Annotated in this window: 15 protein-coding genes; 5 read left to right on the forward strand and 10 right to left on the reverse strand. The window is 74.1% G+C overall.

Translation table 11 applies throughout. The features are described from left to right. Positions 1-89: 89 nt before the first annotated feature. The gene (gene dapD, locus ABZY91_RS12055; protein ID WP_329951456.1) at positions 90-1088 is read left to right on the forward strand and encodes a 2,3,4,5-tetrahydropyridine-2,6-dicarboxylate N-succinyltransferase; all 999 of its coding nucleotides are present in this window, start codon (positions 90-92) and stop codon (positions 1086-1088) included. Positions 1089-1410: 322 nt separating this feature from the next. On the opposite strand, the gene ABZY91_RS12060 is transcribed toward dapD, so the two are convergent. From ABZY91_RS12060 to ABZY91_RS12085, 6 genes are all read right to left on the reverse strand, one after another. Further along, positions 1411-2466: a DUF6099 family protein gene (locus ABZY91_RS12060; protein ID WP_355401768.1), complete on the reverse strand. Its 1056-nt coding sequence runs from the start codon at positions 2464-2466 to the stop codon at positions 1411-1413. Positions 2467-2555: 89 nt separating this feature from the next. Further along, the gene (locus tag ABZY91_RS12065) at positions 2556-2918 is read right to left on the reverse strand and encodes a nucleotide pyrophosphohydrolase (protein WP_355401782.1); all 363 of its coding nucleotides are present in this window, start codon (positions 2916-2918) and stop codon (positions 2556-2558) included. Between the two features lie 32 nt (positions 2919-2950). Continuing rightward, the gene (locus ABZY91_RS12070) at positions 2951-4393 is read right to left on the reverse strand and encodes an ATP-binding protein (protein ID WP_355401770.1); all 1443 of its coding nucleotides are present in this window, start codon (positions 4391-4393) and stop codon (positions 2951-2953) included. A gap of 198 nt (positions 4394-4591) precedes the next feature. Then, positions 4592-5422, reverse strand: coding sequence for a putative RNA methyltransferase (locus ABZY91_RS12075; protein ID WP_355401784.1), 831 nt, complete (start codon positions 5420-5422; stop codon positions 4592-4594). Between the two features lie 51 nt (positions 5423-5473). Continuing rightward, the gene (locus ABZY91_RS12080; protein ID WP_355401772.1) at positions 5474-6529 is read right to left on the reverse strand and encodes an alpha-L-glutamate ligase; all 1056 of its coding nucleotides are present in this window, start codon (positions 6527-6529) and stop codon (positions 5474-5476) included. Further along, entirely contained in the window at positions 6526-7584 is a 1059-nt protein-coding gene (locus ABZY91_RS12085; protein ID WP_355401774.1) for a hypothetical protein, read from the reverse strand. The genes ABZY91_RS12080 and ABZY91_RS12085 overlap by 4 nt, the downstream gene beginning before the upstream one ends. 282 nt (positions 7585-7866) lie before the next feature. On the opposite strand from ABZY91_RS12085, the gene ABZY91_RS12090 reads away from it, so the two are divergent. Further along, positions 7867-8814 (forward strand): GNAT family N-acetyltransferase, encoded by a 948-nt coding sequence (locus ABZY91_RS12090; protein WP_355401776.1) that lies wholly within the window; start codon positions 7867-7869, stop codon positions 8812-8814. 3 nt (positions 8815-8817) lie between these two features. Here ABZY91_RS12090 and ABZY91_RS12095 read toward each other — a convergent pair whose 3' ends face one another. Further along, positions 8818-9240 carry a fic family toxin-antitoxin system, toxin component gene (locus ABZY91_RS12095; RefSeq protein WP_329879923.1) on the reverse strand — a complete coding sequence of 141 codons (423 nt, stop codon included), beginning with the start codon at positions 9238-9240 and terminating at the stop codon, positions 8818-8820. Further along, on the reverse strand, positions 9237-9470 hold the full coding sequence (locus ABZY91_RS12100) for a toxin-antitoxin system HicB family antitoxin (RefSeq protein WP_329879922.1): 234 nt from the start codon (positions 9468-9470) through the stop codon (positions 9237-9239). Before ABZY91_RS12100 ends, ABZY91_RS12095 begins: the two co-directional genes overlap by 4 nt. A gap of 178 nt (positions 9471-9648) precedes the next feature. Between ABZY91_RS12100 and ABZY91_RS12105 the strand changes: the two genes are divergently transcribed. Next, the gene (locus ABZY91_RS12105; RefSeq protein ID WP_329879921.1) at positions 9649-9846 is read left to right on the forward strand and encodes a hypothetical protein; all 198 of its coding nucleotides are present in this window, start codon (positions 9649-9651) and stop codon (positions 9844-9846) included. A 145-nt stretch (positions 9847-9991) separates the two neighbouring features. Here the strand turns inward: ABZY91_RS12105 and ABZY91_RS12110 are convergent, their stop codons facing one another. After that, the gene (locus tag ABZY91_RS12110; RefSeq protein WP_329951647.1) at positions 9992-11353 is read right to left on the reverse strand and encodes a class I SAM-dependent RNA methyltransferase; all 1362 of its coding nucleotides are present in this window, start codon (positions 11351-11353) and stop codon (positions 9992-9994) included. Between the two features lie 371 nt (positions 11354-11724). Then, entirely contained in the window at positions 11725-13806 is a 2082-nt protein-coding gene (locus ABZY91_RS12115; protein ID WP_355401779.1) for an APC family permease, read from the reverse strand. A gap of 230 nt (positions 13807-14036) precedes the next feature. Between ABZY91_RS12115 and ABZY91_RS12120 the strand changes: the two genes are divergently transcribed. After that, entirely contained in the window at positions 14037-14705 is a 669-nt protein-coding gene (locus ABZY91_RS12120) for a TrkA family potassium uptake protein (protein ID WP_329879918.1), read from the forward strand. Further along, positions 14705-15376 (forward strand): TrkA family potassium uptake protein, encoded by a 672-nt coding sequence (locus ABZY91_RS12125; protein ID WP_329879916.1) that lies wholly within the window; start codon positions 14705-14707, stop codon positions 15374-15376. The genes ABZY91_RS12120 and ABZY91_RS12125 overlap by 1 nt, the downstream gene beginning before the upstream one ends. Positions 15377-15421 lie beyond the last annotated feature (45 nt).

Below are 15421 nucleotides of genomic sequence, written 5' to 3' on the forward strand. Positions count from 1 at the left end.
GGACAGCCGGTTTTCGTCCGGATGCGGCGGCTCCCCGGCCCTGTCCGGACGGTGAGCGTGTTCGGCACCGGGGGCCCGCATTCGTTAACGTGCACGATGTGACTGCAGAATCCACCACCCCCGTGAGCGGCGCCGTTGCCGCCGGTCTGGCCACCATCGCCGCCGACGGCACCATCCTCGACACCTGGTACCCGGCCCCCGTGCTGGCTGCCGACCCCGGCCCCGCCGGGACCGTCCTCCTGACCACCGAACAGGCCGAGGCCGAGCTGGGCGCCGGCGCCGCCGAGGCGCTGCGGGCCGACGCCCGCCGCGGCGTCGACGTGGTCGCCGTGCGCACCACCATCGCCTCGCTGGACGAGAAGCCGATCGACGCGCACGACGCCTACCTGCGTCTGCACCTGCTCAGCCACCGCCTGGTGAAGCCCCACGGCCAGAACCTCGACGGCATCTTCGGTCTGCTCGCCAACGTGGCGTGGACCAGCATCGGCGCGGTGCCGGTGGAGAAGGTCGAGCAGGCCCGGCTGGCCGTGCGCGCCCAGGGCGGGCAGCTCGCCGTCTACGGGATCGACAAGTTCCCGCGGATGACCGACTTCGTCGCCCCGTCCGGTGTGCGCATCGCCCACGCGGACCGCGTCCGGCTCGGTGCGCACCTGGCCGTCGGCACCACCGTGATGCACGAGGGCTTCGTCAACTTCAACGCCGGCACGCTGGGCACCTCCATGGTCGAGGGCCGGATCAGCGCCGGTGTCGTGGTCGGCGACCACAGCGACATCGGCGGCGGCTCCTCGATCATGGGCACCCTGTCGGGCGGTGGCAAGCAGGTCGTCTCGGTCGGCGAGCGCTGCCTGCTCGGTGCCAACGCGGGCATCGGCATCTCCCTCGGCAACGACTGCGTCGTCGAGGCCGGCCTCTACGTCACCGCCGGCACCCGGGTGACCACCCCGGACGGCACCGTGGCCAAGGCCGTCGAGCTGTCCGGCCAGGACAACCTCCTCTTCCGCCGCAACTCCCAGTCCGGTGCGGTCGAGGTGATCGCCCGCTCCGGCTCGTGGGGCGGCCTCAACGCCGACCTGCACGCCCACAACTGACACCTGTCTCCTTCGAGGGTGTGGTCTCTTCCCCCTTTCCCGCCGTGCCGTCCGCCTCGTGAACGCGGGCGGCACGGCGGGGAGGGTGTCCGAGGGCCCCGGCGCCGCCGCTGCGACGCCGGGGCTCTTCCCGTCCCCGGCGGCGAGCGATCACGTGCGGCGGCCCGCGTCTGACCGAGGAGGCCGCGCGGCGGCAAGCCGAGGTCACCCGGGAGGCTGACGGCCTGCGCCGGTCGGACCGCATCGGGTGGTCGTCGGTGACTCCGGTTCGGGGAGTTCGTTGGTTGCAGCGGCGGGGCGCGTCAGGCCGCCGCCGACGGCTTCACGCCGCACCACCGATCCGAAGAGGTCCCCTCATGCCCGACTTCCGGTCCGAGGCGTCCGCCGCCCCGCAGCACTCCGCCGACGACGGGTCGGCCGCGCCCGCCTCCCCGAGGAGCCTGCTGGAGCAGATGCAGGAACTACTCGCCTCGGTCACCGCGGACCTCGCCGAACTGCAGTCCTCGGGCATCCGTACCCCCGCCGCGGGCGGTGCCGGCCCGACCGGCACCGGCGACAACCGGGCCGCCGGCCCTCGTACCGACGAGGCCGGCGATCCGACCGCCACCCGCTGACCGGGCAGCCCGGCCGCCCCGCCCCTCGGCACCGCCACCTTCGCCGCCTTCGCCGCCGCGCCCGGCGGGTCGAGCCGGACCACCAGTAACGGCCCCCTCCGCCCGGCCGCCGGTGCGAGCAGCACCGGTCCGTCCTTCTCCTGCGGACACACCTCCTCGGCCCGAGCCTCCTCGGTACGGTCCGCCCCCACGCGGTTCTCCTGCGTGTGGTTCTCCTGCGTGCTTCCGTCCTCGCCGGGCGGGCCGTCCTCCTCCGTCACCCTCCCGACGGCCTGCAGCAGTCGGCCGACGAGATCGGTGCACTCCGCCCCGGCGTCGACCCCGTCGATGCACGTCCAGTAGAGGCTCTCGGTGTCGGCCCCGCAGGCCAGCACCACCAGCGTCTCGCCGACGTCCCGCAGCAACCCGCCGAGTTCGCCGAGGGCCGGTCCGAGGTCACCGAGGTCGGTGAGCCGCCCCGCCCTGCCGCCGACGCCGAACGCCGTCACCGCCGACGCGTCACCTCCCGACTGGTCCAGACAGCCCGCCGCGTGGGCCGCCGACTCGACCAACTGTTGCCCCAGCCCGGCGAGTTCACCTTCGTCCGACTCGGCCAGCCGGGCACCCACCGCCTCGGTGAGCAGCGCCGCCTGTCGCGCCTCGGCGAGCACGTCCGGCACGTTCCTGGTCTCCGCCAGGGCGTGCCGGGCCGTCTTGATCAGTCGCAGCGCCTCCATGTCCGACCACCCTTCCCTCGCCCGTGCGGCGCCCTGCCGCACGGTCACGGCGACAGCGTGCGGCCCGAGAAGGAGGGTCCGCACCGGACGGCCGGAGAGCTGTGGACAACCCGGGGGCTGTGGACAACTTTTGTCCCTCACACGGGCGATGATCCGCTCTCGGAATTGACGTCACCGCCTTCGGAGGGGGCTCCGGGCACCGGGAAGCGCAGCTCGTTCCGCTCGATCTTGGCCGCCAGCGCCGTCAGCGGATCGACCCCGACGGCGGTGCAGAACTGGAGCAGGTAGGCGAACACGTCCGCCACCTCGTCCCGCACCCGGTGCGCGCGGTCCGGGTCGGCCATCACCGCTGACGCCTGCTCGGGCGTGAGCCACTGGAAGATCTCCAGCAGCTCGCCGGCCTCCACGGTCAGCGCCGACGCCAGGTTCTTGGGCGTGTGGAAGGGCTCCCAGCGGCGTGCCGCGGCGAACTCCGTCAATCGCTGCCGCAGCCCCTCCAGGGTCGGGGCCGCGGACTCCGTCTCTCGTTCGTTCACCCGTCCAGGTCTACCGCACCGGCGTCCGCCACCTCCCCGGCGGCCACCCCGGACCGGCCGGTCCCCGGGGAAACGGCCGCCGACACGGCCGCCCCCGGGAAGGCCGTCGCGTGGGCCGACCCGGCGCACCGCGCCGCCTGCGCCGGCACCCGGGCCGTCTCGGCACGCAGCACGGTGTGTCCGGAGTCGGGGTCCCGTCGGCACTCCACCAGCGCGGCCCCGGGCGGCAGGTCGCCGGGCCCGCCGAGCGCCTCGCGGGCGGCGGCCGGCTCCTGGAGGGTGGTGAGCACGCGCAGCTGGTTGCGTCCGGACATGTCGCGGGCGAGCCGCAGCAGCGAGGCGGTCTGGTCGGTGCCGAGCCCGGCGCCGAGGTCCTCGGCGAGCACGGTGAGCTGCCGGTGCGCCCACGGCACCTCGGCGGCCACGTCGAGGTCGAGCACCCCGGCGCCGGTGAGCAGCACGGCCGAGAAGGCGAGGTGGCGGAGCATGCCGTCGGAGGCCTGGTCGGCGCCGGTGCGGCCGAGGACGCCTTCGTCGAAGACGGCGAGCACCCGCCGGTCGGCGCCGCTGCCGCGGTGCGCGAGGTCGAGGCCGAGCAGCGGGTGCGGCGCGGCGTCCTGCACCACGCGCAGCAACTGCCCGTAGCGGCGCCCGCATTCGTTGCTGAGCCGGGCGATGACGGCGGAGATGTTGGCGGCGTTGCCGAGCAGCCGGGCGCGCGGGTCGGGGCGGGCCCAGCCGCGCATCAGGGCGGGCACGGGGTGGACGGGGAAGACCTCACGGAGCGCGGTGAGGAGCTGTTCGGCGGCGGCCAGCACCTTCCGCTCGCCGGGCGAGGAGCCGGCGACGCGCAGCGGGATCTGCGCGGTGATCAGGGTGCCGCTCGGGAAGGGCGCGCGGATGTCGCCCTGCCGGGTGTCGTTGTGCCAGCTGACGTTGATCCGCCGGTTGCGGAGGTCCTGTTCGCCGGTCTCGACGAGGGTCCGGCCGTCCAGGGTGAGCTGTTCCCGGGCGATCCGGACGGGCCCGTCGGTGCGGACGACGATCTCCAGGCCGACGGGCCCGTCGGCGGACCGGACGGTGCAGCCGAGGATGACGGCGTTGCGGCCGTGCGGGACGCAGCCGTCCAGACCACCACGGACGGGGGTGGCCAGGGGGCCGGCGGCGCCGGGGACCCCGTCGAGGGAGTCGGCGATCTCCTCCCCGAGGGCGAGCCGGGAGAGCACGGCGAGGGCGTCGAGCGCGTTGGACTTGCCGACCCCGGCGGGCCCGTGCAGCACGGTGAGGGGCGCGAGGGGCAGCACCGCGCGCCGGTAGGACTTGAACGAGGTGAGCCGGACCTCCTCGACGGTCGGGCGCCGGGCGGCCGGTGGGCCGGGTTCCGAGGTGCGCTGCTGTGGGTGGGCCGGCACGGCGGTCCGGGTGGCGTCGCGGTTCACCCGTCGGACGTTAGCCTCCGGTCGAGCGGCAGAAACGTGCCTGCCCGGCAGATTCATCCCATCGGGGTCGAACCGCGGGACCCGGGCACCCGCGGCTCCGGCGGATCCGCCACCCGGGCACCGTCCGCCGCCGCACGGACAGCCGCACGGGCACCGTCCGCCGGCACCCGGACAGCCGCACGGGCCCCGACCGGGGCCTCAGCGCCGGTAGGCGGCGACGGTGACGGAAGCGGTCACCTCGACGGGGTCGGGCAGCTCCGCGAGCCGTGCCGCCAGCATCTCCGGGTCGGTGTGCCAGGCGCTCGGACCCATGCCCACCACGGTTCGCACGTCCTCGGCCGAGAGCCGCAGCGTGAACTCGACCTCCCGCCGCCCGGCGGGCGTCAGGTGGGGACCGAGCTTCTCGTCGATCCGCCGCTGCTTGTCCTCGTCGACCGAGAGGAGACCGAGGGCGGTGACGAGCTCCCGCAGGTGGCGCGGGGTGGGTGAGACCAGCAGCAGGGTGCCGCCGGGGCGCAGCACCCGGCGGATCTCGGGGCCGTTGCGCGGCGCGAAGACGTTGAGCACGAGCCCGGCGGAGGCGTCCAGGAGCGGCAGCGGCCGCCAGGCGTCACAGACCACGGCGCCGATCCGGGGGTGGGCCCGCGCGGCGCGGCGCAGCGCGTACTTGGAGATGTCGAGGGCCGCACCGGGCCGTCCGGGGAGGGCGTCGAGGACGTGGGCGAGGTAGTGGCCGGTGCCTGCCCCGAGGTCGGCGACGAGCCCTTCGGGATCCGCCGCGACCGCCGACTCGGCGAGGGCGTCGGCGATCGGCCGGTAGTGGCCGGCGGCGAGGAAGCCGCTGCGGGCGGCGACCATCCCGGCGGTGTCGCCGGTACCGGTGTGGGCGTCACCGGCGAGCAGGCTGACGTAGCCCTGCTTGGCGAGGTCGTGGCTGTGCCCGCCGGGGCAGCGCAGGGTGCGCCCGTCGAGGGTGAGCGCCTGCGCGCAGTGCGGGCAGGCCAGGTAGGGCTCGATGTCCTGCAGCAACGGTCCGTCTTCTCTCGCCATCCGGTCGCGTGGTCCGGCCGGAGGGCCAGCCTAACGACCGGCGCCGCCCGGGCCCGCATCCGCCGGACCGGCCGTCCGGCCGCCCACCGGCGGCGAGCCGTCCGCCCACGGGCCGGCACGAAGGCCGCCACGGGAGTCCGGCCGGGAGTCGGTACCGGACCCGGCCCGGGTGTCGGACGCCCGGGTGTCGGACGCCCGCGGGTCGACGGCCCCCGGCCCGGTTCCGGCCGGTCGCTGCGCCGGGACGGACCGCGGGCCCGCGCCGCCGACCCGCAGCGCGAGCGCGGCCAGCGCCTCGGGGGCGCCGGCCTGGCCCCGGATGCCGGGGAAGGCGTTGACGTCGACCACGACCGGTTCGGCGGGTCCGTCCAGCAGGTCGACGCCGTACACGTCGAGGCCGAAGACCTCGCCGACCCGGAGCGCGAGCCGGGCGCGGTCGGCGGGCAGCTCCGCAGGGCCGAACGCCCCTCCGGGGTGGTGGAGTTCACTGACGCCCGGGTCGGTGAGCTCGGAGCGCCGGCGGGCACAGAACACCTGCCCGGCGACGACCCAGAGCTTCTGGTCCCACCCGGTGCTCGCCAGATAGGGCTGGACGACGACGGATTCGCCGGGCCACTCCCCGGCGAGGGCGCGCAGCCGGGCCGCGTCGTCCACCCGGGCCACGAGGTCGTGGCGGCGGCTGTGACGACTCTTGACGACGAACGGGAAGCCGGGGGCCGGGTGGTCGGGCTGCGCCACCAGATCGGCCAGCTCGGCGACGGTGCGGGTGGCGGCGAAGGGCAGCCCGGCCCGGACCGCGAGGTCGGCCATGGCGGTGCGGTCCTGGCAGAGCTCGGTGGCCGCAGCCGAGTTGACGACGGGTGCGCCGCGCCCCTCCAGGTGCCGGGCGAGCGCCAGGGCCCGCGGCGTGTGGGCCTTGAGCAGGTAGACGTCGGCGAGTGCGCCGGGGCCGATCCGCTCGGACGGCTCGCCGGGGCCGGTGGTCGGGTCGAGGTCCTCGACCAGGTGGCCCCGGGCGGTCAGCAGCGCCGCGGTGGCGGCGAGCACGGGGTGGTCCGGGTTCGAGGCGAGCAGGCCGATCCTCATATCGCGCCGCCGGCTCCCCCGGCGCCGACGCCCGCCCCCACGGCCCCGCCGCCCTGCGCGGGCAGCCGGACCGGTTCCGGCCCGTTCCCGACCGGCACCCCGGGCTCGGCCGCCGGCGGCCCGCCGCCCGGGCCGGGCGCCCCCACGCCCGACACGCCCAGGCGCATGGCCGCCAGATCCGCCGCCGCGAGGCCGGGCACGCCCAGGCCCGCCGCCCCCAGCGCGGCCGGGGCGGTGACCGCCGTGCCGGTCCGGGCGAGCCGCAGCACCGCCCGCGCGACCCGCGCGACCGCGTCGGGCACCTGCCGGAAGCTGGGGAAGTCATTGATGTCGACGACCACCGGCCCGTCCGGCCCGAGCAGCACGTCGACGCCGTAGAGGTCGAGCCCGAACACCTCCCCGACCTGCCCCGCGATCCGCGCGACCTCGGGGGCGAGCGGCACCTGCCGCTCCCGCACCCCCTGGTCGGGGTTGAGCGGGGAGCGCCGCTCGGTGGCGTACAGCTCGCCGTCGACGCAGTAGACCTTGAGGTCCGTACCGGAGTTGGGAACGTAGGGCTGCGCGATCAGCAGGCCCTCGCCGGCCAGCAGGGGACCGAGTTCGACGAGGTGTCCGGGGTCCCGGACGAGCCGCACCGCCCGCCCGGAGCTGCCGTCGGCCGGCTTGACGACCAGCGGGTACTCGGCGGCCGGGATCTCGGCGAGCCGCTCCCAGCGGGCGGCGGCGTAGGTGACGGGGACGGGCAGCCCCCGGGTGCGGGCGATCACCGAGGCGAGCGCCTTGTCCCGGACACCGCGGATGGAGCGGGCGTCGTTGACGGTCGTGAGGCCGACGGCGGCGGCCGCCTCCAGCAGGGTGAGGCCGGGGCCGCCGGAGACGGTCTTGAGCACCCAGGCGTCGTGGCTGCCGGCCCGGACCGCCTCGGAGACGGCCATCAACGAGTCACCGGGGCGCAGCACGTCCACCCGGTGCCCCCACGCGGTGAGTTGGCGCACGACGTCGAGCGGCATGCCGTCGTACCGGTAGTGCTCCTCCACCAGAAAGCAGAGCTTCATGAGCCTGTCCATCCCCCTCGCTTCACCCAGCGCGGACGTCCGCCGTTCCCGTCCGGCAGAGCTGTAAAGGCCCCAGGATGCCACGCGGCCCGTACGCAAGATCGCCCGGCCTGTAAGCGTTCGGCAACAATCGCGCCGAAATGCCCGGGCAGGGCCGCACCCGGCTGCCCCCGGACCTTGCCGCCACCGGCCCGTCCGCATGCGCACCGGCTGCCGGCGGGAGCTTCGCCGCCCCGGCAAATACCGTGGCGGGAACCCGGCGGTCCTGCTTGGATGCACGGCGTGACTTCTGCCGATCATGACCCCGCCACCCACGACGCCCACGCCCCCGGCGCCCTCCTCGACGAGATCGAGCGCTACTACGACGCGGTCCCGCGCGCCGCCGCCCGCGTCGAGGACTTCGGACCGCTCAGCCTCTTCGTCCGCGAGGGCGAGGGCTGGCCGTACTACGCCCGTCCCGCGCTGGGCCACGACGGCCCGGCCGCCACCGCCGGGGACGTCCGCCGGGTGCTCGACCGCCAGCGCGAGCTGGGGCTGCCGGAGGCCTTCGAGTGGGTGGCCGAGCACGATCCGCTGCTGCGCGCGGCGGTCGAGGAGGCGGGGCTGGTGGTGCACGAGCACCCGCTGCTGGTCCTCGGCCCGGAGGACGAGCCGAGTCCGGACGGCGGACCGGCCGACGGCGTGACCGTCCGGGTGCTGGCTGTTGGCGACCCGGCGCTGGCGGCTGCGGTGGCCGTCCCGCATCTGGCGTTCGGCGAGCCGGGTACCGGCGTGGGGAACGCCGGGCCGGAGGAACTGACCGCGCTGGCCATGGAGTTGGCGTCCAACGGCACGGTGGAGCGGACCGCCGGGCGGATCTCCTCGGGGCGCACCGTGGTCGCCGCCGCCGTGCAGGACGGGGCGGCGCTCTGCGCGGGCCAGCACAACCCGGTGGGCCCGGTCACCGAGGTGGCCGGCGTCGGAACCCTTCCGACGGCGCGCCGGCGCGGCCTCGGTCTCGCGGTCACCGCGGCGCTGGTCGCGCACGCGCGGGCCAACGGGGTGCGGACGGTGTTCCTGTCCGCCGCCGACGAGGACGTCGCCCGGATCTACCGCCGGGCGGGCTTCCGCACCTTCGCCACCGCGCTGATCGCCGAACCCGCCGGGCCCGGCGCACCCGCCGCCGAAGCCACCCGAGCCGCCGAAGCCGCCGAAGCCGCCGCCGGCACGACCGGGCCCTCCCCCGCGTGATCCTCAGTCCGAGTCCTCGTCCTCCTCACCGCTGACGCCCTCGCCCTCGGCCTCGTCCACCACCCACGCGGCCAGCCGGTCCGCCACCCCGGAGACGCCCAGCCGCCCCTCGCGGATGGCCCGGGCGAGGCTGCGCACCTCGCGGGCGGTGGTCGCCACCGTGCAGCCGCTGGCCACCAGGTAGGCGTAGGCGACGGCGGTGGCGAACAGTTCGTTGGTCTTCTCCAGGGACGGCACCCGGATCAGTTGGTGCATCAGGGCGGCCGCCCGGTCCTGCGGCTCGGGGTAGACGGCGATGTCGAAGATCTCGGCCTGGTGCCGGGAGACCGCCGCGAGCAGCGATCCGTAGTCGGTGACCTGCGGGTCACCGGGTGTGTACTGCTCGGCGGTCATGAGCAGCCACGAGAGGTCGACCTCCAGGTTCAACGACGCACGTCCTGGAGGTCGGCCCCGCCGAACTCGGCCAGGAAGGCCGTCTCGTACTCCTTCATGAACTGCGCGGCCGCGTCGACGAACACCCGCCCGGCCTCGCCCATGTCCTGCTGGACGAGGCGTTCGATGTACTGGTTCATGCTGATCCCCTGCTGCTCCGCCCGTTCCCGGGCCATCTCCGCGGTGGTGGCGTCCACCCGGACGTTCAGCTGTTTCTTACCCATGAATCCCAAGCTAGCGCTGAAGTGCTAGCACAACAAGGGCGCGCGCACGCACCCCGCACGCGGGTGGCGACGCGCGGGCGCCCACGGAGAGTGAGACTTGAAGAGTTCTTCACCTTCGGAGAACCTGAAGTGCCCTGAGCATTCCCTGGAGCGGCACCGACCGGTGTGGAGGCCGGCAATGACAGCCATGTTCGACCAGGAGCTGCGCGAGCAGCTCACCCAGGCCCGCAAGGAACTCGCGGCCGCCCGCGCCGAAGGGGACGCCGACGGCGTCCAGGCGTACGAAGGCCGGATCGCCGGGCTGATCCGGCTCGCCGCCCAGCACGGCATCACGCTCCCGCACGGTGTCGACGAAGAGGAGCAGAACCTGCGCTGACCCCGCCCGCGCGCCCGACAGCACGGGCTCCCCGACCGACGACGGAGGCGGTACCCGGGAACCCGGGTACCGCCTCCGTCACATCCGCTCCGTCCGACCGGCCCCGCGGGGCGGCTGTCCGTCCCCGCCCGGCACCGGCGGACCGCTACTCGCCGCCGACCGGCTCCAGGATCGCCACGCACTCGAAGTGGTGCGTCATCGGGAACAGGTCGAAGGCCCGCAGCGAGACCGGCCGGTAGCCGCCCTCCCGGAAGAACGCCAGGTCCCGGGCGAGCGCCGCCGGGTCGCAGGCCACGTACGCGATCCGGCGGGCGCCGAGCCCGGCCAGGTGCGCGACGGTCTCCCGCCCGGCACCCGCGCGCGGCGGGTCGAGGACGATCAGGTCGGTGGCGGTGATGCCGGTGCGCGGCAGGAGCTTCTCCACCCGGTCGCACTCGATCCGGACGTTCTCCAGCGCCGCCAGGTTGTGCCTGGCGTCGGCCACCGCCTGCTTGGAGGACTCGATGCCGAGCACCGCGCCCTCCTCGCCGACCCGGTCGGCCAGCGCGCCCGCGAACAGGCCCACGCCGCAGTACAGGTCGAGCGCGTTCTCGCCCCACTGCGGGTCCAGGCCGTCCAGCACCGCGTCGACCAGGGTCTCCGGGGCCTCCGGGTGGATCTGCCAGAAGCCGCCGTCGCTGACCCGCCAGGTCCGCCCGGCCGCGCGCTCGCGGACGAAGTTGCGGCCGTGCACGCGGTGGGGGTCGCCCTGCTCGTCGATCCGGGTGATCGAGACCGGCTGGTCCAGCTCGACCAGCGGCAGCTGGGCGCCCGGCGCCGGGGTGAGGACCACCTGGCGGTCGGAGGAGCCGGACGCGGCGATCGCCTCGACCGAGACGATGCCCGGCCAGTCCCGGGCCTCGATGCCCAGCTCGGTGACGCCCGCGGCGGCGATCAGGCAGCGGTCGACCGGCTGGATGTCGTGCGAGCGGTGCTTGCGCAGCCCGACCTTGCCGGTGGCCGGGTCCACGGCGTACTGCACCCGGGTCCGCCAGGCGGGCACCTCACCGGGCGGCAGCTTCCCGCCGACCGGTTCGACGCTGCCGTCCCAGCCGGCCTCGACCGGGGTCAGGCCGGCGAGCTTGGCCAGCTGCTCGGTGAGCACCTGCACCTTGAGCTTGCGCTGCCCGCCGGGCGACACGTGCTGCCAGTCGCAGCCGCCGCACTTGCCGGGCCCGGAGAAGGGGCACGGCGGGGCGATGCGCTCCTTGGCGGGCTCCAGCACCTCGACCGCGTCGGCGCGCAGGAACCGGGACTTGGTGGTCCCGTCGGTGACCTGGACGATCACCCTCTCACCCGGCAGCGTGTGCCGGACGAACAGCACCCGGCCCTCGTGCCGGGCCACGCAGTGCCCGCCGCCGTGCGCCACCGGGCCGACCTCGACCTCGTAGCGCTCGCCGACGAGCGGGTCGCCGCCGGGGCCCCGGGGCGCAGCCTCGGCCCGCGGGGCGCGGGTCGTGGACCGCAGCGCGCGCGGCGGTCGCACCGCCTGCTTGCGCGGGCGGGCACCGTCCTTCGGCTGATCCGCACGCGCCTCCCGGCGGTCGGACCGCTGCTGCCGGTCGGAACGCTCGGAACGCTCGGAACGCTCGGAGCGCTCGGAACGCTGCGGGCGCTCGGACTGCTCCGGACGCTCCGGGGCACGCTCCTCCGGCGCGAGCGGCGCCGTCTGCGCGGTGAAGCCCTCGCGGTCGGTGGCCGCAGGCCGGAACGGCTTGCCCCAGCGCGGCCGGGCGACCTGGCCGGGCTTGCCGGCGCCACCCTTGCGGGAGCCCTTGCCGGAGGCACCGGAACGGGAACCACCGGACGAGCCGGACGAACGGGGCGGGGTATTGCGGGTCACTGGGAGGAGTCCTTGCTGCTGTCAGCGGGGGCGGCGGTCGTGCCTTCGGGCTTTGCGGAGACCTCCGACTTTACGGCCTTCGGCGCCCGGGGCTCACCACGACGGACGGCACCCGGCGCCGACCAGGCCTTCTGCGGCTTGCGCCGTTCGGACGACTCCAACTGCCACGGTACCGAGGTCACCATCACTCCCGGCTTGAACAGCAGCCGCCCCTTGAGCCGCAGCGCGCTCTGGTTGTGCAGCAGGTGCTCGTACCAGTGGCCGACCACGTACTCGGGGATGTAGACCGACACCACGTCGCGCGGGCTGCTGCGGCGCAGGTTCTTCACGTAGTCCAGCACCGGGCCGGTGATCTCCCGGAACGGCGAGTCCAGCACCTTGAGCGGCACCTCGATGCCCCGCTCGTCCCACTCGGCGCGCAGCGCCGCGGTGTCCGCCGGGTCGACGTTGACGGTCACCGCCTCCAGCGTGTGCGCGCGGGCCAGCCGCGCGTAGGCCAGGGCCCGCAGCGCCGGCTTGTGCAGCTTGGAGACCAGGACGATGGCGTGCACCCGGGTGGGCAGCACCACGTCGTCCGGCTCCTCGGCCGCGACCAGCTCCGCGGAGACCCGGTCGTAGTGCCGGCGGATCGCCTTCATCACCACGAACAGCACGACCATCGCGGCGATCGCGATCCAGGCGTGGCTGATCTTGGTCGCGAGCACGACGATCAGCACCGCCATGGTCATCACCAGGCCGAAGCTGTTGATCGCCCGGCTGCGCTGCATGTGCCGCCGCTTGGCCGGGTCGGTATCGGTGCGCAGCAGCCTGGTCCAGTGCCGGATCATGCCGGACTGGCTCATGTTGAAGGAGACGAAGACGCCGACGATGTACAGCTGGATCAGCCGGGTCGGGTCCGCGTCGAAGGCGATGATGAACAGGATCGCGGCCAGCGCCAGCAGGATGATGCCGTTGGAGAAGGCCAGCCGGTCACCGCGGGTGTGCAGCTGGCGCGGCAGGTACCGGTCCTGGGCGAGGATCGAGCCGAGCACCGGGAAGCCGTTGAACGCGGTGTTGGCGGCCAGCACCAGGATCAGGCCGGTGACGGCCGCGACGAAGTAGAAGCCGGGCGTGAAGTTCGAGAAGACGGCCTCGCTGATCTGGGCCAGCGCGGTCTTCTGGTGGTAGTCGGCGGGGGCGCCGCCCAGCTGGTGCTCGGGCTCCTCGGCCATCTGGACGCCGGTGAGCCGGGCCAGCCAGATGATGCCCATGAACATCACCACGGCGATGCTCGCCATCATCAGCAGGGTGGTCGCGGCGTTCTTGCTCTTCGGCTTGCGGAACGCCGGCACGCCGTTGGAGATCGCCTCGACACCGGTGAGCGCGGCACAGCCCGAGGAGAACGCCTTGAGCAGCAGGAACACCATCGCGAAACCGGCCAGCGACTCGTTCCCGGGGGTCGCCTCCAGCTGGAAGCCGGCGCTCTCGGCGGGGATGTCCTGCCCCAGGCCGAAGTGCCGGACCACGCCGTACACCACCATGCCGAGGACGCCCACCATGAAGGCGTACGTCGGGACGGCGAAGGCCGAGCCGGACTCCCGCACCCCGCGCAGGTTCATGCCCATCAGCACGATCACCAGGACGACGGACAGGGTCAGCTCGTGGCCGCGCAGCGCGGGCACCGCCGAGACCACGTTGGCGACACCCGAGGTGGTGGAGACCGCCACCGTCAGGATGTAGTCGACCATCAGCGCGCTCGCGACCACCAGGCCCGAGTTCGGGCCGTGGTTCACGGTGGCGACCTCGTAGTCACCGCCGCCGCTCGGGTACGCGTGCACGTTCTGCCGGTACGAGGCCACCACGGCGAGCATCACGATGGCGACGACGACGCCGATCTGCCACGAGAAGTGGATGGCCGAGACACCCGCCAGGGACAGGGTCAGCAGGATCTCCTCGGGCGCGTACGCGACCGAGGAGAGCGCGTCCGAGGCGAAGACGGGCAGCGCGATGCGCTTGGGGAGCAGCGTCTCCCCGAGCTTGTCGCTGCGCAGCGCACGCCCGATCAGGATGCGTTTCGGTAGGTCAGTCGGCATAGGCACGTTAAGGAATCGTAGGGGTAGTCGGCCGTCGGGTCAGACGGACATCCCCCCCTTCGTCGCGACTGTGTTCGGTGGACCGGCTAGCGTGTCGGATACGAGCAGGCGGGCAACACTCAGGTTGTCGTACCGAGCCACACGAGGACGCCCACCCCGGAGACCGGGGCGGGGAAACGGAGAACAGCGGTGTTTGCGCAGGTCAAGGCCCAAACGGGACGGGTGAGGTAGCGCCGGTGCACATCGTCATCATGGGCTGCGGCCGGGTGGGCTCCGCGCTCGCCCGAGCGTTGGAGAAACAGGGCCACTCGGTGGCCGTGGTGGACCAGGACCCGACGGCGTTCCGCCGCCTGGGCGCCGGGTTCAACGGTCGCCGGGTCACCGGCGTCGGCTTCGACCAGGACACCCTGCGGGAAGCCGGCATCGAGGAGGCGGGCGCCTTCGCCGCCGTCTCCAGCGGTGACAACTCCAACATCATCGCGGCCCGGGTCGCCCGGGAGAACTTCGGCGTGGAGAACGTCGCGGCCCGCATCTACGACCCGCGGCGCGCCGAGGTCTACCAGCGGCTGGGCATCCCGACCGTCGCCACCGTCCGCTGGACGGCCGACCAGATGCTGCGCCGGCTGCTGCCGAGCGGCGCCGAGCCGCTCTGGCAGGACCCGAGCGGCGCCGTCCAGCTCGCCGAGGTCGCCTACGCCCCGGACTGGGTCGGCCACCGGATGAGCGAACTCGAAGAGGCCTCCGGCACCCGGGTGTCGTTCGTCACCCGGCTCGGCGAGGGCATCCTGCCCGCGCCCCACATGGTGGTGCAGGAAGGCGACCTGGTGCACGTGATGCTGCGCCGGGCCGACCTGACCGCGGTCGAGGCCGCGTTCGCGCAGGGCCCGGAGAAGGAGGGTCACTGATGCGAGTCGCCATTGCCGGAGCCGGTGCCGTCGGCCGCTCGATCGCGGGCGAGCTGCTGGAGAACGGCCACGAGGTCCTGCTGATCGACAAGAACCCGAACTCCATCTCCGTGGAGCGGGTGCCCATGGCGGAGTGGCTGCTGGCCGACGCCTGCGAGATCACCTCCCTGGACGAGGCCGCCCTGCAGCGCTGCCACGTGGTGATCGCCGCGACCGGTGACGACAAGGTCAACCTGGTCGTGTCGCTGCTCGCGAAGACCGAGTACGGGGTGCCCCGGGTGGTCGCCCGGGTGAACAACCCCAAGAACGAATGGCTCTTCAACGAGTCCTGGGGCGTGGACGTCGCCGTCTCCACCCCGCGCCTGATGTCCGCCCTGGTCGAGGAGGCCGTGAGCGTCGGCGACCTGGTCCGGCTGATGCGCTTCAGCCAGGGCAACGCCAACCTCGTCGAGCTGACCCTCGCCGCCGACACCGAGCTGGTCGGCACCCGCGTCGGCGACGTGCCGTGGCCGCCGGACACCGCACTGGTGACGATCATCCGCGAGGGCCGGGTCCTGGTGCCGCGCAAGGACGACACCCTGGAGGGCGGCGACGAGCTGCTCTTCGTCGCGGCCCAGGAGCGGGAGGAGGAGCTGGAGAACCTGCTCTCCGCCTCCTCCGGCGCCCAGTAGCACCCGCGCACGAACGTCGAGGGACCCGTACTCGGTGAGTACGGG

Source organism: Kitasatospora sp. NPDC002965 (assembly GCF_040611255.1).
GTDB lineage: Bacteria > Actinomycetota > Actinomycetes > Streptomycetales > Streptomycetaceae > Kitasatospora.